Source organism: Gemmatimonadaceae bacterium (genome assembly GCA_019752115.1).
GTDB lineage: Bacteria > Gemmatimonadota > Gemmatimonadetes > Gemmatimonadales > Gemmatimonadaceae > Gemmatimonas.
The window spans coordinates 14406-32095 of record JAIEMN010000006.1 but is presented as its reverse complement, the minus strand read 5'-3'; the positions used below and the strand labels follow the sequence as shown (position 1 = coordinate 32095).

Annotated in this window: 20 protein-coding genes; 13 read left to right on the top strand and 7 right to left on the bottom strand. The window is 63.6% G+C overall.

The features are described 5' to 3' along the window. Positions 1-17 precede the first annotated feature (17 nt). From K2R93_03045 to K2R93_03015, 7 genes are all read left to right on the top strand, one after another. Entirely contained in the window at positions 18-428 is a 411-nt protein-coding gene (locus tag K2R93_03045) for a response regulator (GenBank protein ID MBY0488798.1), read from the top strand. A gap of 144 nt (positions 429-572) precedes the next feature. After that, entirely contained in the window at positions 573-1472 is a 900-nt protein-coding gene (locus K2R93_03040) for an alpha/beta fold hydrolase (GenBank protein MBY0488797.1), read from the top strand. Between the two features lie 221 nt (positions 1473-1693). Next, entirely contained in the window at positions 1694-2092 is a 399-nt protein-coding gene (locus tag K2R93_03035; GenBank protein MBY0488796.1) for a helix-turn-helix domain-containing protein, read from the top strand. 178 nt (positions 2093-2270) lie between these two features. Further along, complete coding sequence (gene serA, locus K2R93_03030; protein ID MBY0488795.1) at positions 2271-3881, top strand: phosphoglycerate dehydrogenase; 1611 nt, start codon at positions 2271-2273, stop codon at positions 3879-3881. A gap of 8 nt (positions 3882-3889) precedes the next feature. Further along, positions 3890-4114, top strand: a complete 225-nt coding sequence (locus tag K2R93_03025) for a DUF2283 domain-containing protein (protein MBY0488794.1) — start codon at positions 3890-3892, stop codon at positions 4112-4114. Positions 4115-4149: 35 nt separating this feature from the next. Then, on the top strand, positions 4150-4389 hold the full coding sequence (locus K2R93_03020) for a hypothetical protein (protein MBY0488793.1): 240 nt from the start codon (positions 4150-4152) through the stop codon (positions 4387-4389). Next, positions 4383-4718: a type II toxin-antitoxin system PemK/MazF family toxin gene (locus K2R93_03015; GenBank protein MBY0488792.1), complete on the top strand. Its 336-nt coding sequence runs from the start codon at positions 4383-4385 to the stop codon at positions 4716-4718. The genes K2R93_03020 and K2R93_03015 overlap by 7 nt, the downstream gene beginning before the upstream one ends. An 8-nt stretch (positions 4719-4726) precedes the next feature. Here the strand turns inward: K2R93_03015 and K2R93_03010 are convergent, their stop codons facing one another. Continuing rightward, positions 4727-6040 (bottom strand): type II toxin-antitoxin system HipA family toxin, encoded by a 1314-nt coding sequence (locus K2R93_03010; GenBank protein MBY0488791.1) that lies wholly within the window; start codon positions 6038-6040, stop codon positions 4727-4729. Between the two features lie 27 nt (positions 6041-6067). Further along, positions 6068-6397 carry a helix-turn-helix domain-containing protein gene (locus tag K2R93_03005; GenBank protein MBY0488790.1) on the bottom strand — a complete coding sequence of 110 codons (330 nt, stop codon included), beginning with the start codon at positions 6395-6397 and terminating at the stop codon, positions 6068-6070. A 146-nt stretch (positions 6398-6543) separates the two neighbouring features. On the opposite strand from K2R93_03005, the gene K2R93_03000 reads away from it, so the two are divergent. From K2R93_03000 to K2R93_02985, 4 genes are all read left to right on the top strand, one after another. After that, the gene (locus K2R93_03000; GenBank protein ID MBY0488789.1) at positions 6544-7029 is read left to right on the top strand and encodes a helix-turn-helix domain-containing protein; all 486 of its coding nucleotides are present in this window, start codon (positions 6544-6546) and stop codon (positions 7027-7029) included. Positions 7030-7109: 80 nt separating this feature from the next. Then, the gene (locus K2R93_02995; GenBank protein MBY0488788.1) at positions 7110-8477 is read left to right on the top strand and encodes an FAD-binding oxidoreductase; all 1368 of its coding nucleotides are present in this window, start codon (positions 7110-7112) and stop codon (positions 8475-8477) included. A 10-nt stretch (positions 8478-8487) separates the two neighbouring features. Beyond that, positions 8488-9156, top strand: a complete 669-nt coding sequence (locus K2R93_02990) for an HAD-IB family phosphatase (GenBank protein ID MBY0488787.1) — start codon at positions 8488-8490, stop codon at positions 9154-9156. Further along, positions 9153-10256: an alanine--glyoxylate aminotransferase family protein gene (locus tag K2R93_02985; protein ID MBY0488786.1), complete on the top strand. Its 1104-nt coding sequence runs from the start codon at positions 9153-9155 to the stop codon at positions 10254-10256. The genes K2R93_02990 and K2R93_02985 overlap by 4 nt, the downstream gene beginning before the upstream one ends. 26 nt (positions 10257-10282) lie before the next feature. Here the strand turns inward: K2R93_02985 and K2R93_02980 are convergent, their stop codons facing one another. After that, complete coding sequence (locus tag K2R93_02980) at positions 10283-11101, bottom strand: hypothetical protein (protein ID MBY0488785.1); 819 nt, start codon at positions 11099-11101, stop codon at positions 10283-10285. 241 nt (positions 11102-11342) lie between these two features. Between K2R93_02980 and K2R93_02975 the strand changes: the two genes are divergently transcribed. Beyond that, a complete protein-coding gene (locus tag K2R93_02975) occupies positions 11343-12860 on the top strand; it encodes an SIR2 family protein (protein MBY0488784.1) in 1518 nt (505 codons plus the stop codon). Positions 12861-12867: 7 nt separating this feature from the next. Here the strand turns inward: K2R93_02975 and K2R93_02970 are convergent, their stop codons facing one another. The 3 genes from K2R93_02970 to K2R93_02960 all read right to left on the bottom strand — a co-directional run bounded on the left by K2R93_02970 (position 12868) and on the right by K2R93_02960 (position 16191). After that, positions 12868-14157: an ADP-ribosylglycohydrolase family protein gene (locus K2R93_02970; GenBank protein ID MBY0488783.1), complete on the bottom strand. Its 1290-nt coding sequence runs from the start codon at positions 14155-14157 to the stop codon at positions 12868-12870. A 643-nt stretch (positions 14158-14800) separates the two neighbouring features. Beyond that, positions 14801-15589, bottom strand: coding sequence for a hypothetical protein (locus K2R93_02965; GenBank protein MBY0488782.1), 789 nt, complete (start codon positions 15587-15589; stop codon positions 14801-14803). A gap of 170 nt (positions 15590-15759) precedes the next feature. Beyond that, positions 15760-16191 (bottom strand): hypothetical protein, encoded by a 432-nt coding sequence (locus K2R93_02960; GenBank protein MBY0488781.1) that lies wholly within the window; start codon positions 16189-16191, stop codon positions 15760-15762. Between the two features lie 486 nt (positions 16192-16677). Between K2R93_02960 and K2R93_02955 the strand changes: the two genes are divergently transcribed. After that, complete coding sequence (locus tag K2R93_02955) at positions 16678-17187, top strand: macro domain-containing protein (protein ID MBY0488780.1); 510 nt, start codon at positions 16678-16680, stop codon at positions 17185-17187. 31 nt (positions 17188-17218) lie between these two features. Here K2R93_02955 and K2R93_02950 read toward each other — a convergent pair whose 3' ends face one another. Next, on the bottom strand, positions 17219-17602 hold the full coding sequence (locus tag K2R93_02950) for a hypothetical protein (protein MBY0488779.1): 384 nt from the start codon (positions 17600-17602) through the stop codon (positions 17219-17221). Between the last annotated feature and the right edge of the window lie 88 nt (positions 17603-17690).

Genomic DNA, 17690 nt, shown 5'->3' with positions numbered 1-17690 from the left:
TCGCACGAGCGCTTGGCATGAAGTCGGAAACTGCAACCAAGTCGGTCCTGGTCGTCGAGGACGAACAGTCCATCCGCGACGTTCTGGTCGAGCTGTTCGAGACCGAAGGGAACGTTGTAACGGCCGCCGAGCTTTTACCGGAAGCGCTCGATCGCCTGCGCTCGCAGCGCTTCGATCTCATCGTCACGGATCTCCGCCTCGGCGGGAAGCGCGACGGTGGCCTGCAGGTGATGGCCCTGGCCGGGATGCTGTCCCCCGATGCCACGGTGTTGGTGTTGACCGCGTACCCCGATGACTCCAACCGTCAGGCGAGTTTCCGGCTCGGTGCGCTGCACTTCTTGGAGAAACCCGTAGACCTGGCCGTGATCGCCCAGCACGCCAATGCCTGCGGCGTAAAGACCGCCTTCGCCACCTCGGCGAAGGACTAGCAGGACCGAAGGAACACGGTCGCGCGACCGTGCCGACACAATCGTCTGGTCGTTCCGGTGGGTGGTGGGTGATACTGGGGAGTGTCACACGGGCGGCCAGGCGAGTCGGCACGGTTAGCGCGATCGGTGCTTTGCGGAGGACGCATGCTGGTGTTTCCGCACGTCCCGCTCCCGAACCCCCTTGGGGGACAACGCCGCGAATATCGCTGGCGCGGCCATCAGATTGCGTATGTCGTCCGAGGCGATGAGCAAAGTTCCAACACGCCGCTCTTCTTCGTCCACTCCATCCACGCCGCGGCGTGGAGCGCGGAGTGGCGTTTTGTTTTCGGCCCCCTGAGCGAGCGCGAAGGCAACGGCCCCGCCTACGCCCTGGACCTCCTCGGCTTCGGCGCCAGCGACCGCCCGCCGCTCAAGTACACCGCGCAGCTCTACATCGATCTCGTCAGCGACTTCACGAGCGATGTCATCGGTCGCGCGCCCATCGCCTTCGGCAGTTCGTTGGGGGCCTCGTACATCATGGCCGCCGAAGCGGCCCATCCCGGTCTCTTCAGCGAAATCACCGCCATCGGCCCCGCCGGCATCTCGAGGCTGTACGAACCCGGCAGCGCCCTCAATCACGCCGTCGAACGCCTCTTCCGCAGCAAAGTCCCCGGCACCGCGCTGTTCCGGGCACTCGTGTCGCGCCCCAGCATCCAGTTCTTCCTGAAGGACATTTACAGCAATCCCGCCTGCCTCACCCCAGAAGCCATCAGTCTCTTCTGGCAGGCCGCGAATCACCCGAATGCCCGCTACGCCCCCGCCGCATTCGTAGGCATGCGTCTCAACACCAATCTGAGATCGTCCGAGCCAGCGATCAGATGTCCCCTCCACCTGATCTGGGGCACCAAAGCCGCCCAAACCCCCTACAAGGAGTCCCCGCAGGTGAGGGAAGCGTTTCCACACGCCACCTTCACCGCCATAGAGTCCGGCGACCTCCCCCACGAGGAGAACCCAAGGGATTTCCTCCGCGCCACCCAAGCAGTTCCCGCAGTCCAGCTCCCGTAGTCCAGCTCCCGTAGTCCAGCTTCCGCAGTACAGGCTTCCGCACGCAGTCCCAAAGCAGACCAAGAACTCGCGCCATATATTCGGGCATGGCCGAGTCCCCAGTCCCGCTCCTAAGAGCCCACGCCAAGCACGCCCCCTTCAACGCTAGGGGCCTCGCCGCACACGCCGCCGCATTAGTCGACTCGGCCGGCGTCAAACCCACGAACGCCAGCGCGAGAGCCATGCCCTCCGCGCGCGCCGTCAGGTTTTACGTCGCGAACGGCCTCCTCGACCGCCCCGAAGGCGCCGGCACCGCCGCCACGTACGGCTATCGGCATCTCCTGCAGCTGCTCGCCATCAAGATCCGTCAGCGTGAGGGACAAACGCTCGACGCGATCAAGGCCGAAATGAAGGAGACGACCGGCGACGCCCTCGAGCGCCGCGTCGCCGCCAGCCTCGCCCCCGCGCTGCAACTCCACATGGACGGCAACGGCCGGCGCGACATCCCCGCCGAAGCCACCTGGCGACGCCTCGCGATCGCCGACGGCGTGGAGCTCAACGTGCGAGACGACTCCCCCGCCGCCAGCAACGAAATGCTCGTCGCCCTGCGCGACGCCCTCCGTCGAACACTCGGGGCCTAGCACCGCCGAACAGCTCGCATAGAGCACACAGAGGGCCACAGCGATCACAGGGAACAGCATTCAATTTTTTGAAGCTGTTCCCTGTGTGCGCTGTGGCCCCCTGTGCCCTCTGTGCGAGCCGTTCAGCTCCACTAGCTTTCGAAGCGAGCTCCCCGCCAACGCGCCAATAGAGAAGCCAGTGTCCCAATACCGTGTCCTCGTAACCGACGAAGTCGACCAGGAAGGCGTCGTCCTCCTCACCGCTGAACCCAGCCTGCAGGTCGACGAACTCCCCACGCTCCCCAAGGACGAGCTCCTCGCGCGCATCGGCGACTACGACGCCATCGTCGGCCGCAGCGCCACGCGCATCAGCGCCGAGTTGCTACAGGCCGCCAAGAAGTTGAAGGTGGTGGGCCGCGCCGGCGTCGGCGTCGACAACGTCGCCATCGACACCGCCACCAGCCTCGGCATCGCCGTCATCAACGCCCCCGCCGGCAACACCATTGCGGTGGCCGAGCTCTTCTTCGGCGCGGTGATTGGGTTGCTGCGCCAGATCCCCAAGGCGCACACCGGCATGCAGGCCGGCCGCTGGGATCGCAACTCCTACATGGGGCGCGAGCTCAAGGGCAAAACCCTCGGCATCGTCGGACTCGGCCGCATCGGCAGCGAAGTCGCCACGCGCGCGCACGCCTTCGGCATGAATGTCGTGGCGTACGATCCGTACATCAGCGACGAACGCTTCACCGCGCTCCGCGTGCGCCGCATGGCCACGCTCGACGCGCTCATCGCCGAAACGAACGTGCTCACGCTGCACGTCCCCTTGAACGACGAAACCAAGGGGATGATCGGCAAGCGCGAACTCGGTCGCCTCCCCGCGCGCAGTGTCGTCGTGAACATGGCAAGAGGTGGCATCATCGACGAAGACGCGCTCGTCGCTGCGCTCGAAGCCGACCAGCTCCGCGGCGCCGTGATGGATGTCTTCACCGTGGAGCCGCCCAGCGCCGATCATCCGCTCCGCAAGGCGCCCAACATCGTCCTCACGCCGCACCTGGGCGCGAATACGGTCGAGGCGCAGCGCAACGTGAGCCGCGACGTGTGCCTCGCTGTGCGCGACGCGCTGCTGCACAACGACTTGAGCAAGAGCCTCAACGTCGCCGCCGGCGCCACCGGCGAGTGGCCCAGCCTTGCCAGCGCCATGACCGTCGCCCGCCGCGCTGCTGCGGTCGCGCGCGCCGTGCTCGCCGACCAGGGCATGCGCGCCGTGCGCCGTCTGGCCCTCCGCGTGGGCGCCGACTACGCGCACGCCAGCGGCCCGCTCCTCGCGAGCGCCGCGGTGGGGCTGTTGGAGGGCGTCATCGAAACCGATCGCCTCAACCTCATCAACGCCCGCAACCTCGCCGAAGCCCGCGGCATCGAACTCAGCGTCGCCGAAACCACTGAGCTTGGGCCAAGAGGCATCGAAGTCGCCCTCGCCGGCGGCATGCAGCAGCTCGCCGTGGCCGGTGTCGCCCTCGATGGCGTGACCCCACGCCTCACGCGCATCGGCAGCTTCCACGTCGATGTGAACCCCCGCCAGACGCTCCTCATCCTCACCAACCACGACGTCCCCGGAGTCATCGGGCGCGTCGGTACGCTCCTCGGCGAGCGCCACGTGAACATCGCCGAGTATCACCAGGCCCGTCTCGCGCAGGGCGGCGATGCGCTGGCCGCGGTGAGTGTGGACGGTGAGGTGAGCGAGGAGACCCGCAAGGCGCTCCTCGAGCTGCCGGATATCCTGAGTGCGAGCGTCGTCCACTTCCGCGACGAGTAGGCGCGGCCGTGCGCATCAGGTATTTCACCCAGACCGACACGGCGCTGCTGGAGTTTTCAAGCGATGACGTCGCCGTGACAGAAACGCGTGAGATTGGGGAGAACGTGTACCTCGATCTCGATCAGGTCGGTAATCCAATCAGCATGACAGTGGAGCACGCGTCGCAGGTAGCGGGGTTCCCTCAGATCAGTGTTTCGGAGTACCGGTCGCCCGCTTCACACCGAGCCGAGTAGTATTTACATTGTAATTACCTAAGCCGGAGGCTTCGATGCGCGCACGACTGGTTCAGATTGGCAATTCACGTGGCCTGCGGCTCGCGAAGCCGCTGCTGGAAGAGGCCGGTTTGACGGACGAGGTGGAGATCCGGGCGGAGGCCGGCGCCTTGATCGTCACAGCGGTACAGTCCCCCCGGGCAGGCTGGGCCGAGGCCGCCGCCCGTTTTGGTCCGTCGCCGCTGATCGATCCGCCGTCGAACACCAAGTTCGATGATGAGGAGTGGACATGGTGACCCGGTCTCGGGTCCAGCGTGGCGATGTCTATCTCGTGGAGCTGAATCCGACGCGTGGGCGAGAGATTCGAAAGACCCGTCCGTGTGTCGTAGTCTCGCCCGACGAGCTGAATGCGCACATGGGCACCTACATCGTGGCACCGCTGACAAGCGGCAGCCACCCATATCCATTTCGGGTGGCATGCCGCTTTGATGGAAAGGCCGGTCACATCGTTGCCGACCAGATTCGCACCGTGGACGACGAGCGGCTCGGAAAACGCCTGGGCGCCCTGACCCCCGCGACCATGACCAAAGTTCTGACCGTCCTCCAGCAGATGTTCGCGGCGTAGACGCGGTACTACCCGAGAGCCGACGCAGTAGCCCGCCTCGCCGCGTCCCGCTCCTCATGCTCGAACGCATCAGCAAACGCGTCGATCTCCGCGCGGGTGAAGCCCAGGTCTGATGCCACGCGGCGCCACGCATCGACCGCGCGTGCAACCTCTCCGAGCACACGCTTCGCCGCATTCGTCGACAGGCTGAAGTAGCGTGCGATGTTCATCAGGGCATCGACGGATGCCGCCGGGCCGGCTTCTTCGCTCAGCCAGGTCTTGAGCTCGCGCACCCGATCGGGGAACGGGTTCACATCGAACGCCGGAGAAAGACGCCAGAGGGCACCCTCCACATGGAGGAATCCATGGTTATGGAGGTGATCATCCACGTTGGTGATCAGGATGGAGAAGGCGATGCGACGCCATAGTTCCTCAAGATCGGCCATGGCATCCGCGCTGCGTTGCCGAATGACATCGGCCACTTCCGTGTAGGCGTGCTCGCCGCTGTCATCTGGCGCGAGCCCCATCAGGGTGGCGGCCGATACGTACAGCAGCCGCCGTTCGGTCTGCGTGGCCTCATCCCACACGCGATCAAAACGGCGCACGAGCGTCACCGGTACACCATCGCTGTCCACAAGCCGCGCATCCGCCACCGAAATGCCCGCGCGGCGAGCGAGCTGCAGCGCGAGCACTTCACCCTTCGTGTACGAGCGCTCGTCGGACACGCTCGGAAACTTGCCAAGACAGAGGCCCCAGGTCTCATCGCGAACGCTGCATTTGGGGCGCATACCCCCTAACGACGTCGCGCGTCCCCGGAGATAGGCAAGATCAGCGAGCGTCTCCGACTGCTGCTCAACCGCCCGAGTCGACCGCAGCAAATCAGGCAACTCGATGAGCGGGGGAGCCGTTCGCCGTCCGGGCTCCAGCGCTCGCTGACAGACACCGTCTTCATCGCGAAAACGCAGGGCACCCACACGCGCGTGATCATCGACCGCCAACAGGAAATCCAGCGCCGTTGCTACCGGCGGCAGATCGGCACCCTCGGCTCTCGCGACCTGGCGTCGTTTCGCGTGATCGCGCAGGATGACGCGCCGTGCCCAGCCATCCGGCTCGGTATCGGCGATGACCCCATGAAATCGTGAGGCATCCGCCGCATCAGCATGCGGAGGGAACTGCGCGCCTTCCACCAGCGGCAACGTCGGGTCGATCTCGAAGCGCGCCGGATCGGCGAGCCACTCGGGCGCGTACGCAAACGCGGCATGCTCCCGGCGCCCTTCGTGCGTGAACCGCAGCTGGCCGACCAGCACATCACCCACCAGGACGTCCAGTCGGCGTTGAGTGATCGATGTCTTTCGTGATATAGCCACGCGCTACTTGGGCCGCGGCGTCCGCTTCGGACGCACCTTCTTGGGAAGATCCTCAAGGTCCAATGCCGTACCGACATCGTCCGCCTGCGGATCGACGCTTTTCTCGAGCCCATTCCACTCGAGACCGAGAACAAACAGCGCCATGACGTAGGTCCCCATCGCCACGGTCGGGTCCCCGAGCTCCACGCGCTGATACGTCTGGCGCCCCACCCCGATGCGCTCAGCCACCATGCTGGCCGTGAGCTTCCGCCGGCGCCGCGCCACGCTGATGCCTCGCCCAAGCAAGCGCATGGACTGCCGGAGTCGAAGGGGGAGAATGTCTATGGTTGGCATAGGTATGATATATCAGTCTTAGAATATTGTAATGAATGATATATCATACCTTATAGCTCGTCAAATATCGCCGAGAGCCTGCGACGAGAAACCTCATCAAACATTGATTTTATGTCATTTTTGACATATAATCCCTTATGGACGCGATCGACAGGGAAAAGCAGGTCCGGCTAACCGCCGCCGGATTCACCGTCGGAACCGTCGCCGAATTCCTCGACCTGAGCGAGGAAGAAAGCGCCCTGATCGAAATGCGCCTGTCCATGGCCCGAGCCTGCAAGGAGCGGCGCCTCGAGGCCGGATTCACCCAGGCTGCCCTCGCCAAGCGGCTCGGCTCGAGCCAATCACGCATCGCCAAAATGGAAGCCGGCGATCCGTCCGTTTCGCTCGACCTGCTGATCCGCGCCATGCTCGCCATGAGTGCCACCCGCGAGCAGATCGCGCACGCGATGGCGGGCGGCGTCATGCTGGCCAAACCCCATTCCGATTCCATTAGAATGCGATCAGCCCGAGCCGCAACACAGCAGTTGAAGAAGGAACTCGCCGGCCACAAGGAGACCGTTCATCTCCTGGAGAGCCCGACGAATGCCGCGCGGCTCTTGGCCGCACTCAAGAGGAAGCGCCACAAGAAGTAACCAAGCCGTTCCCGCAGTACGTCTTCCCGCTGTTCTTCTTCCCGCAGTACGTCTTTCCGCCGTTCCCGTCTCAAGTCTCAATGCTGACGTCCGACCAAGACATCCGAGAATCCCACAGCAAGGATGCCTCCGGCCTCTACCTGGTCCCGGAGCACGTCGCACGTCCCACCAGCATCGAAGAGGTGGCCGAGCTGCTGAAAGCAGCCACGGCTAACAAGACCCCCGTCACCCCCGCCGGTCTCCAGTCTTCCACCACCGGCGCCAGCATCACCGACCTCGGTGTCCTCCTTAGTCTCCGTGGTCTCGCGCACATCGACGAAGTCGATGTGCGCACCAAGTCAGTTGTTGTTGGCCCCGGCGCGATCGTGGCGGATGTGCGCCGAGCAGCAGAAGCCCACGGCCTGCTGTTCACCCCCGATCCCACAAGCGAAGAAGAAAGCACCATCGGCGGCGCCATAGCCTGCAACGCGAGCGGTGCCAGGTCGTACCGCTACGGTGCCACCCGTCCGCACGTCAAAGCCCTCAAAGTCCTCCTCGCCAACGGCGACCTCATCGAGCTCAGAAGGCCACAGCTCGAAAAGAACACCGTCGGCTACCCCATCGCCCACGACCCAGTCGACTGGTTCGTCGGCTCCGAAGGCACGCTCGGCGTAGTAGTGGAAGCCGAGCTCCAACTCCACGATCTCCCGTCTCAAGTCTCAGGTCTCATCATCCCCTTCGAAAAGGAAGAGGACGCGCTCGCCTTCGTCGTAGCCGCCAGAGAAAGCCAGGCCATCAACCCGAGGTGCCTCGAGTACTTCGACCAGGGGGCCATGACCATCGCCAGAACCGCCGAAGGCTCCCAACACTGGGCGAGCACGGCGAACGCGATGGTCTACACCGAAGAAACCGGCCGTCCGAACAGCGACGACGACCTCCCCCTCGACGCCTGGCTAGAACTCGCCGAAGCCCACCACGCGCTCACCGAAGACATCAAAGTCTACGACACGCCCAGCAGCCAGCTCGAAGCGCGCCGCATGCGTCACGCCGTGCCCGCCACCATGAATGAGCGCGGCGCCGCCCGCCGCCCGTTCGGTGGCCGCAAGGTGAGCACGGATTGGGCTGTGCCCTACGCGCGCCTCGCCGACGCGCTCCGCATCGCCCGCACCTTTGCCCGCGACGCGCAGATCCCGCTCGGCATCGCCTACGGCCACGCCGGCAACGGCCATCCGCATCAGAACTTCATCGCGCAAGACGCCGATGAACTCAAGCGCATCGAGCAGGTCGTCTACGCAACTCTGAAGGAAGTCATCCAGATGGGCGGCACCGTCGCCGCCGAACATGGCATCGGCAAGCTCAAGCGCCGCTGGCTCCCCCTGCAGATGAGCGACACCCAGCAGCGCGTCATGCGTGCCCTCAAGCACGAGCTCGACCCACTCGGCTTGCTCGCCCCCGGCAACGTGCTGTGAGCGAAGCACCATGAGTGTCAGCATCCAGCTCCGCGAACCCCGCTTCAAGACGGTGGTGTTCGACGTCGACTCCACCCTCGCCGCCATCGAAGGCATCGACTGGCTCGCGCAGCTCCGCGGCCCTGAAGTCGCCGCCGAAAGCGCCGCGCTCACCGAGCAGGCCATGAATGGCGAGCTCCCCATCGACGCCGTCTACACGAGGCGCCTCGAGCGCATTCGCCCCACCGCCGGCGAGCTCCTGAGCCTCGCCGACGCCTACAACAAGGCCATGCAGCCCGGCGTCGTGGAGCTCATCAACGCCCTCCACAGCGCGCGCGTGCACGTCCACCTGCTGAGCGGCGGCCTCCGCCCCAGCATCATGCCCATGGCCATCCGGCTCGGCATTCAGGGCCACCGCGTACACGCCGTGAGTCTTGCGAGAGACGTAGACGGCACCTTCAGCAAGCTCGATGGCGATCAGCCCCTCGCCACCCAGCGCGGCAAGCCACTCGTCGTGCAGCAGCTCGCGCTGCGCAAACCCATCGTGATGATCGGCGACGGCAGCACCGACGCCGCCGTGCGCGGCGTCGTCGACGAGTTCATCGCCTACACCGGCGTCGCGCGACGCGAGGCCGTCGTGAAGGTCGCCGACCACGAAGCCAAGAGTTTCAGCGAGCTCGACGAACTCCTCTTTTCATGAAAGATCCGGTGACCGGCACCTTTTTTCTCCCGGGACCCACTGAGGTCCGCCAGGAAGTACTCGAGGCGATGCTGCAGCCCATGCTGCCGCACCGTGGTGCCGCATTCGAAGAGCTGTTCGCGCGCATCCAGGCCACCTTCAAGCCCATCTTCCGCACGCAGCGCCCCGTCTACGTGAGCAGCAGCTCGGCGACGGGCCTCATGGAAGCCGCCATCCGCTGCGCGCGCCCCGGCCCCATTCTGAGCCTCGTGAACGGCGCCTTCTCCGAGCGCTTCGCGAACATCGCGCAGGCCTGCGGCCGCGACACGCACATCGTGGGCGGCGACTGGCATCGCCCCGTGCCGCTCGAGTATGTCGACGACGCGCTCGCCCGCCGTCGCTTCGCCGCTGTGACCGTGGTGCACAGCGAAACCAGCACCGGCACGCTTACCGAACTCGAAGACCTCACCAAGGTCGTGCAGAAGCACGGCGCGAGCATCCTCGTCGACTCCGTGACCGGCTTGGGCGGCGCGCCGGTGGAGACCGACAAGTGGAACCTCGATTTCGTGCTCACGGGCTCACAAAAGGCACTGGCCCTTCCGCCCGGATTGGCGTTCGGCGTGGCGAGTGAGCGCTTCATTCAGGAAGCCAAGCAGACTCGCGGGCGCGGCCTCTACTTCGATCTCGTGGAGTTCGAGCAGTACATCCACAAGAACCAGACCCCCAACACGCCGGCGCTGTCGCTGCTCTACGCGGCCGCCGTCCAGGGCGAATACATCGCCGCCGAAGGCATCGAGAACCGCTGGGCGCGTCATCAGGCCATGGCCGAGCGCACGCAGCGTTGGGTGGCCGAGCTGCGCGAGCAGACCGGGGAGCCGTTCTGTATTTACGCGCCGGAGGGGGCGCGCAGTGCTACGGTCACCTGCATCGCACTCACGCCGAAGTTGAACGGCGACGCGATCGTGAAGGAAGTCGCGAAGGCCGGCTACGTGATCGGCGGCGGATATGGTAAGCTCAAGTCATCGACGATTCGGATTGGGCATATGGGGGAACATACGCTTGAGGGGCTTCGCAATGTCATCGAGCGTACTGGTCAAGCGATCCTTGAATTGCTGAGGTGAAAGCAGGGAGCGATAGGCGTATAGAGCTAGCGCGTTGATTTAAGCTCGACGGTCAAGCGGCCACCTACGCTATCCGAGAATGCTTTGCCGCGAGATCTCCAAACCACGGCGATCTTCTTGCTCTGAAAGAGATTCATCATGCTTACCGAAGGCCTGCGTGGGAGAAGAACTGCCAAAGACGGGTGACGCGAGAGGAAGTACCGCTGATAATCGTATAGCTGACCAATAGACATGCGCAGCGTTTCTCGATCCACCCACGCTTTCGCTTCGACTAGTGTGTAAGTACTACTGACGAAGAGGTCCGTGTAGAGACCCGGTTCCGGTAGTCGGCGATGACTGAAAATCTCCGGGCGACCGATCCATTGTGTATACGCCTTGATCAGTGCTCGCTCGGGCTGCCGAAGTTTCTTCGCCGCGTTGTCTGCTAGCAGCGGGAGGCTTGGTAAGCTCGACACTCTAGACTCGAGCGCGCCGCCCCCTTCATTTCCCGGATAGCTCTCGTAATCCGGCTGGGTGGTCCCGGGCCACAGATACAGCGGTGCGTACTCTGCGTTGCTATTTATCGGGACGTATGGGAAATCGGCAGCCCGGGGTTTGCGTACCGTCCCCTTTCGTGCGATCAGCTGCGAGCCTCTAACCCCCTCGTTCTTCACGATTTCTTTTAACTGCATGCTGAGCAGGACCTCTCCGTCGGGCCCTGCAAGATAGACGCGCGCCCCCGGGCGGCATCGCTGAGGCGTATACGGCAGCTTGAACCGTCCATTCTCTAGGACCGTGCTGAGTCGTCGTCTGCTCTTCGTGGGCCAGTTTACGGTCAAGTCGCGATCATCATGGGCGAGGGGCATGCAGATCTCAGTCAGATTCAGATTTTGAGGTAGAAAGTCGCGGAATTGTTATGCGATTTGCATGAAGGCCGCTGACGCATTCGTGTTCGATCAGGTCCTTTGGCTAGAAACGGTTCTCTGATCACCACCCTGGGTAACTGCCCCACCATTCCTCGTCTTCTCTAAACTCAGTCTCGGCGTCGGCAGCAAGGCGGTTCACGATACGCGTTAAGTCAGTGCACAGCGGCGAGTCAGGAAGCCCGTGCTCGCCGAGTATCTGCCCCATCATCGAGCGAAGCGAGCGGATGTTCGTCGGGTTGTATTCGCGCACGCCTACGTGGAGAAGCGACAGCAAGATTCCTCATCGGCATTCGGTGATCGGTACGGAGAGCAGCTGCTCTCAGTCGTCAGTCGAACCGAAGCAGACTGCCGTCGGGTGCTCGCGTCACTCGACGTGACCGGTCGCTCACTGTTGTGGGCGATTCACGGATACCTTCCCCTTACGAACACTCCAGATAAGCGTATCGATGCTCCTGTGAGTCTTTCCAGCGAGATCGTCCTCGGCCACGAGGAGTTCAGACGCTTGGCGCATGCCTCCCCGCAATACCGTCGGGCTTTCGCGGAGGTGTATCGCCGCCGATCCATCCTGTTCCTGGGTGCGGGCCTCAAGGATGTCTATCTCCTCGACCTGTTCGCCGAAGTTCAGGAGCTCTACGGCGTGGGCCCACATCCGCATTTCGCAATAATGAGCGAAAAGGATCATACATCGCGGGATGCAGAGTTCTTGCGTTCCCGCTTCAACATCAATGTTCTGGCGATCGATGAGTGGGAGCAACTATCAGACTGCCTGACTCGTCTCCGCACAACGATACAGAATCAGTCGGTGGGAGCTTCGGAGTGGAGCTTCAGCGTCAATCCTCGCTCTGGTGACAAGCAAACCGATCTCGTGATTCGCGATGGCATGCTACCGGCACCCAAGACAGACGAAGGATGGGCGGTCAGTGCGGGTCTCACGAACGGCGACGTGCTCGGGCATTTGTCGCGACCGATTGTCGGCGCGTTGAAGAAGGTGTTCTCTAAACACTGCTCAAAGGGTGAGGTCGCGCTCGTGCCGCACAATGGCAACCCACGCGCGTTCGAGTGCTTCGCCGAGTCGGGAGAGAAGTTGCCCGTGCTCGCCCTTGCTCCGTGGGAAAGCGTCAGTCAGCGCGACCTGCGTTACATCGCACCACGCGCAATCGATGCATTCGAGTGGGCGACAGCGAACGGCTACGCGGTGCTGCACATGGCGCTACTCGGCACCGGAGAATCCCGCCCATTCGCCAGTCGCTTCGCGCTGGCCGAGATCATTCGTGCATGGGGCCGATGGAGTCGAAACGAGGGATCCCATTCAACGCTTCGACTTCATCTGCACCTGACCTCCCGTGCAGCGCTCTTTGAGCTCACCAGCGGGCGTATGGACGTCGTCGAGCTTCTTACCTCGACCGACCTTCGGTTCTGGATCGAGATCGTTGACGAGAGCGGAAGGCTCTTGGACCGTGAACCGCTCTTCAAGCCCGAAAGCATGACGCTCGGTGAGCTTCGCAATTTCCTTCGGCTGGAGCAAGAGGTGTGGGCCGTTCAGCTGGAGCCTGAGCCTCGGCGCCGAAGCAAGCCTGCTGAGGGGAATGCCAGCTGGCCAGCGCCACAACCAGAGGATGCACTGCAGGCTCTGGGAGTGCTACCTGGGTCCACCGTTCGCTTCGTTGCTGACAAGTCACGCGCTGGCGCGACTAACTGACTGAAGTCTACGCCTGCAGCGCTAGCCCCGCCTCGATTCGCAGCTGCAGGCGCACCTCATCATGCAGCGCCTGACCGTATGACGGGCCACTCATGTAGTATTCGAAGACGCCCATCTCTTCCTTCGCCGCCCTCTCGGCGGCGAGAAACTTCGCCAGAGCCTGATGGGCATCGCCCGCTTCGGCGGAGAGGAGCTCCGCCCGCTGTGCATGCGCGTGCTCCGTCAGTGTTCCAAGAGACGGGACGCGATCGAACGCCAACTGAAACAACGCTTCGGCAGTGCGGTCAAGCAGATCCTTGCGCGCCAGGCGCGATCGCCACTCCGCAGGAATACCGCGCTCACCGTAGAAGGCGCCGGCTAGTTGACCGTAGATCGCCGCGGTTGTGTCGGCATCATCGCCGAGGTTTACGGCGAGCAGGCAGCCTTCGCGGTAGTTGTCGCTCCGATAGAACGCCCATAGGGCCGCTTCGAGCGCGTCGACCGCGTACCCGCGTCCGCGAATCTCCGGTGGTTTCTTTCTCTTGTACGAACCGAAGACGACCATCTGGACAGCGGGGTGCAGCGGCTCGATGTCCCAGCAACCCGGAAAGGGCTCGAAGTCCGGCGCGAGGAGCAGGTCTTTGGTGATGCCCCGAATGGCACCGACGATAAGCCCCGCGAGGTACCGGCAACAGTCAATGGCCACGCGGGCGCCATGCGTAGTGCGTGAACTGTCGGCTGCCATCTGCAGCACTTGGTATTGGTCGAAGTAATACATGGCGATCGGCGCGAGTCGCATCAGCGAGCCGTTGCCGGCCGTTCGTCCTCGAGTGACTCCGGCGAATGGATCATCGTCACGCTCGAATCTGCGGAGCGACTGACTTACTGTGCTCCCGATGTCGAAGCATCGATCTGTGCTCGACAGGTAGCCGTTGTCTCGCCAGTTGACGTATCGCTGCATTTGATCGCGCGCATCGAATGTTCGACGCTCGATCAGGCTGTGTGCGAGGCACAGCGCCATGGACGTGTCATCGGTCCACTGCCCAGGCGAGAGATGGAACGGGCCGCCGCCAATCATGTCGGTGACAGGTTCAAAGGTGCCTGGCGAGCGGAACTCGACGGTAGTTCCGACGGCATCGCCGACCGCGAGGCCGATGAGCGCGCCACGCACACGATCGCGTTGCGCGAGCGTGACGTCCGCCCTCGGTCGGATGTGCTCCCATCGTGCGTGACTGATCGCCGCGAGGGATGGGATTGGATGCGCGCTTTCGAGCCGGTGCGCGTTCACGCCGACGTGTGCAGTCCATTCACGCACCATGGCCCGCTGCGCATCCGTCTGTGGAGAGCCGTGCGCCGCGTGGCGTCGCCGTTTGTCGGGCGACATGGTGCTAAACATGGCACTCACCTGCTCGAGCGCCTGCTCACCACTCGCCCCCTGGCGAACCAGCCAGCAGCCGACGACCATGCCCGTACGCCCCACCCCGCCCCAACAGTGCACGTACGTTGCGTGCCCTCCATTGATATGCCTGTCGAGCTCGTCGAGCACGTCGGTCATCTGCTCGGGCGTGCAGACATCCATATCGCGAATCGGCATGTGCCGGTAGTACAGCTCGATCCCCCGCTTCGCCGCCAAACGTCGAAGTACCGGCTCGTATGGCTCGAGCTTATCCGCCGCATCCGTGAGGTCAATGAACACGTTGATACCCGAGTCCAAGAACGCGCCAAGGCGGGCCTCCAGTTCGGACGTCGGTGTACCTGGTCGAACGCCAGGGTACTCGCCGGCCACCAAGATGTCGCCCTCGATGACATACGAGTTCTCGATCGGACGGCGAATCAACGGTTCACTCACTGGATCTCCTGGACAGATTGGTTCGCCCCCCTCGCGCGCCACTGCGAGATGAGCGTGCCTGCTATTGTGCATTCCAATTCTGACCTCGACACTAACTGGTGGGTCTGACAGGTCATCCGACTCCCCTCCACCACCGCTCCATGGCATCGGGCAGTGCGGGAGCCTGCGGCACCCGATATGTGGACGACGTGAGGTGCTGCGCCACCCACCAGGAGAGCCGGGTCCTGTAGAATGCGCCGAGCTCCGGGTAGACCACCGACGATATGCGAAGCAGCTCGTGCGGCGCCGCGTGGCCCGCGCGTGCGTCAATGCACTCGAGAAGCAGCGCTTCCGGAAACGGCATGCGTCGAGATAGGTCCGGCAGGTGAGGAGCCCGCACGTTATCGAGCAGCAGAATGACGTCGAGCAGAGACAGCGGCTCGGCCACCTCTTCATGCGAGCACGCATAGCGGGTCTCGCCCTCCCCGACCACCCGATGGGAATACCAGAACGGCCAGCCCCACCGCTCACGCAAGCGTGCCGTACAGAAGCGCATGTCCAGCATCCGCCCGCGCAGACTGATCACGATGGCGGGCGAGGTGGCCACCACCAACCGAGCGAGCTCCATTTCACCCTGACGGTATGGCGGGAGGAATTCTCCGCCGGTGTGCCCCACCGGATCATTCGCCACCCATGCGTCACGTCTCCGGCGTGGCAGCCGATCCTCCAACATCCAAGACGGTATTGCAGGGGCGGCCCGGCGCTCCGAGAGTCGCTGATGCACCGCCTCCCGGCGGACCTCCCCGACGATGTTCTGAACCGCCGCCGCCGTGGCGCACCAGTCGGCGACGTACGTCCGTGGGCGGTAGTGCAGATCCACCGGAACGTGGATCGGAAACGAGTGGTACAGGGCCACGGTCATGGCATGCTCCCATGCAAAACGCCGGTGACCCAGGACGGGCCGCCGGCGTTCGCCGCTGCGACTTAGACGGAATGGACAGGACGATTGAGGCGTCCTGCGGTGCGGCCCGTCAAGCCTGGGAAATCGCCGCACCGCTTAGAGTCTAAGGGGTCTGTCTCGCGGTCGCTACGTCAGCTCCCGGAGGACGAGATCAACAGGACCACGAAGGCGGCAGTACCAACCAGCCCGCCCGTCAGCGCGGTGCTCTTCCGCTTGCCCCGCACCTTGTCGGCATAGGCCTTCTCGAAGATCACCCGGTACTCCGCCGACTCCTTCGAGATCTGCAGCTGCTTTTCCGGTGGCAATTCGGGCGAGCTGTTCGCCGCAACGGCGTAAGTCACCCCGGTGCCGATCAGCCCTGTCAACGCGCCGATGACAACCGAGCGACCGAACCATCCGCCGGCATTCGTCGCGGCGATGGTACCATCCAGCTTCGCCTTCGCGATGGCTTCACTCGATGGCTGGCTTGACACGCCCGCCGGAACTGGCTGCTGCTGCGCGCGAAGAGGGGTCGCGCCGATCACGATGATGGCGAAGACAAGGGCAACAATGGACTGCTTCATATCAGACCTCAGGACAGAGGGGAGATCACATCCATCGACCGATGAACGTGCCTCAAGTCTTGCGAGCCCCTCTGACAGTCCCATGTCGACTAGGAAATGATGATTGTCTCCGTCTCACGAAATATTCCTGCGCGGCAATGCGGACACGCACATCCGGCAAGCGCTGCGATCTGAACGACCCCTCTCGATCCGCAGCCGCGACAGCGCCAGGGCGCCTTCGAGGGGTTTCGCCGCGACGTTCGACCGCATCCCAGACAGAGGCAATCCACATCGATCCCCTCGCGAAGAGCCGAGAAGGGGTCCGGATGACAAACGTATCGCTTCCTGCCATTGGGCAGCCGAACCCACGGAGCGCCTTCGTCCCACGCGAGGTGACTTCTCTTGCAGTGTGAGCACGCCATTTCTCGGGCTTCGGCCATATTTGTTCTCGATCCGCGGTTGGCGATCTCGGCTTCAAATCTACGCCACGTTCAACTTGGGACGAATATGAAAATCACTGCGACCGTTGTCGACATCACCACGCTCGCGGTCGACGCCATTGTGAACGCCGCCAATGAACAGCTCTCACGAGGCGGTGGCGTCTGCGGCGCCATCCATCGCGCGGCCGGCCCGGAGTTGGAGCGCGCGTCTAGGCTCGTTGGCTCGTGTCCCACTGGTGAAGCGCGTGTTACTCCAGGCTTTGGCCTTGCAGCACGCCACGTCATTCATGCCGTCGGCCCCGTCTGGCGAGGGGGCAATCACCATGAGGCGGAGTCTCTCAGCAGCTCCTATCGGCAAGCGCTCACACGTGCCGTGGAGTGCCACTGCCGGAGTATCGCCTTCCCCGCGATCAGCACCGGGATCTACGGCTATCCACTCGATGAAGCCACCACTGTTGCGGTCGCGACGGTCCGGGCCTTCGCCGCGACGTCTCCCGGCATCGACGAGGTGATCTTTGCCTGCTTCGACCAGCGTACGTTCGACGCCTACGCCGCGTGTGGCGTGGCCGTCGAGTGAGCGCGACTTCAGCCAATCAGGAATCCCGGTTTCACGCCCTATATGGCCGCAGGGGCGCATGCGCCTCCGCGAAATGCTCATCATCGTCATCAGCGATCACGTAACTGATGGACACGCACGGCGTTCCCACAGGATCGACGAAGCGAAGGAGCGTGATATCTTGTGGCACGTAGTTGGTAATGAGTCCACTCGACTCGAGCAGCGCATTCACGTGTGATGCCTCAAAGTCCTCGAGGCCGGCGTCCGCCATGAAGACCGTCACACCGGTGGATCCCGCCAAGGACCAGCATTCCAGATGATATGGGCGACCGTCGGCGAGTACGCCCTCCGCCCAGCCAACGTCAATCGCCTCGTCGCCAGCGCGACCGTCAAAGTTCGGAACGAAGTCGGAACGATCCACCTTGGCATACGGCATCTGGCTCCTGGCTGACAGTTCAGTCCCTCACGCTCCATTGGCGCACGGTAGAATACCGGAAGGGTCTGACATTCCTCCTCAGCCTCGG

Bases quoted from the DNA above. Each gene is read 5' to 3' on its own strand.
- K2R93_02980 (MBY0488785.1), bottom strand. From the start codon at position 11,101: ATGCCCCTCGCCCATGATGATCGCGACTTGACCGTAAACTGGCCCACG.
- K2R93_03015 (MBY0488792.1), top strand. From the start codon at position 4,383: ATGGTGACCCGGTCTCGGGTCCAGCGTGGCGATGTCTATCTCGTGGAG.
- K2R93_03005 (MBY0488790.1), bottom strand. From the start codon at position 6,397: ATGCCAACCATAGACATTCTCCCCCTTCGACTCCGGCAGTCCATGCGC.
- K2R93_03040 (MBY0488797.1), top strand. From the start codon at position 573: ATGCTGGTGTTTCCGCACGTCCCGCTCCCGAACCCCCTTGGGGGACAA.
- K2R93_02985 (MBY0488786.1), top strand. From the start codon at position 9,153: ATGAAAGATCCGGTGACCGGCACCTTTTTTCTCCCGGGACCCACTGAG.
- K2R93_02955 (MBY0488780.1), top strand. From the start codon at position 16,678: ATGAAAATCACTGCGACCGTTGTCGACATCACCACGCTCGCGGTCGAC.
- K2R93_03035 (MBY0488796.1), top strand. From the start codon at position 1,694: ATGCCCTCCGCGCGCGCCGTCAGGTTTTACGTCGCGAACGGCCTCCTC.
- K2R93_02950 (MBY0488779.1), bottom strand. From the start codon at position 17,602: ATGCCGTATGCCAAGGTGGATCGTTCCGACTTCGTTCCGAACTTTGAC.
- K2R93_02960 (MBY0488781.1), bottom strand. From the start codon at position 16,191: ATGAAGCAGTCCATTGTTGCCCTTGTCTTCGCCATCATCGTGATCGGC.
- K2R93_03020 (MBY0488793.1), top strand. From the start codon at position 4,150: ATGCGCGCACGACTGGTTCAGATTGGCAATTCACGTGGCCTGCGGCTC.
- K2R93_02990 (MBY0488787.1), top strand. From the start codon at position 8,488: ATGAGTGTCAGCATCCAGCTCCGCGAACCCCGCTTCAAGACGGTGGTG.
- K2R93_02970 (MBY0488783.1), bottom strand. From the start codon at position 14,157: ATGGTGCGTGAATGGACTGCACACGTCGGCGTGAACGCGCACCGGCTC.
- K2R93_02965 (MBY0488782.1), bottom strand. From the start codon at position 15,589: ATGACCGTGGCCCTGTACCACTCGTTTCCGATCCACGTTCCGGTGGAT.
- K2R93_03045 (MBY0488798.1), top strand. From the start codon at position 18: ATGAAGTCGGAAACTGCAACCAAGTCGGTCCTGGTCGTCGAGGACGAA.
- K2R93_02995 (MBY0488788.1), top strand. From the start codon at position 7,110: ATGCTGACGTCCGACCAAGACATCCGAGAATCCCACAGCAAGGATGCC.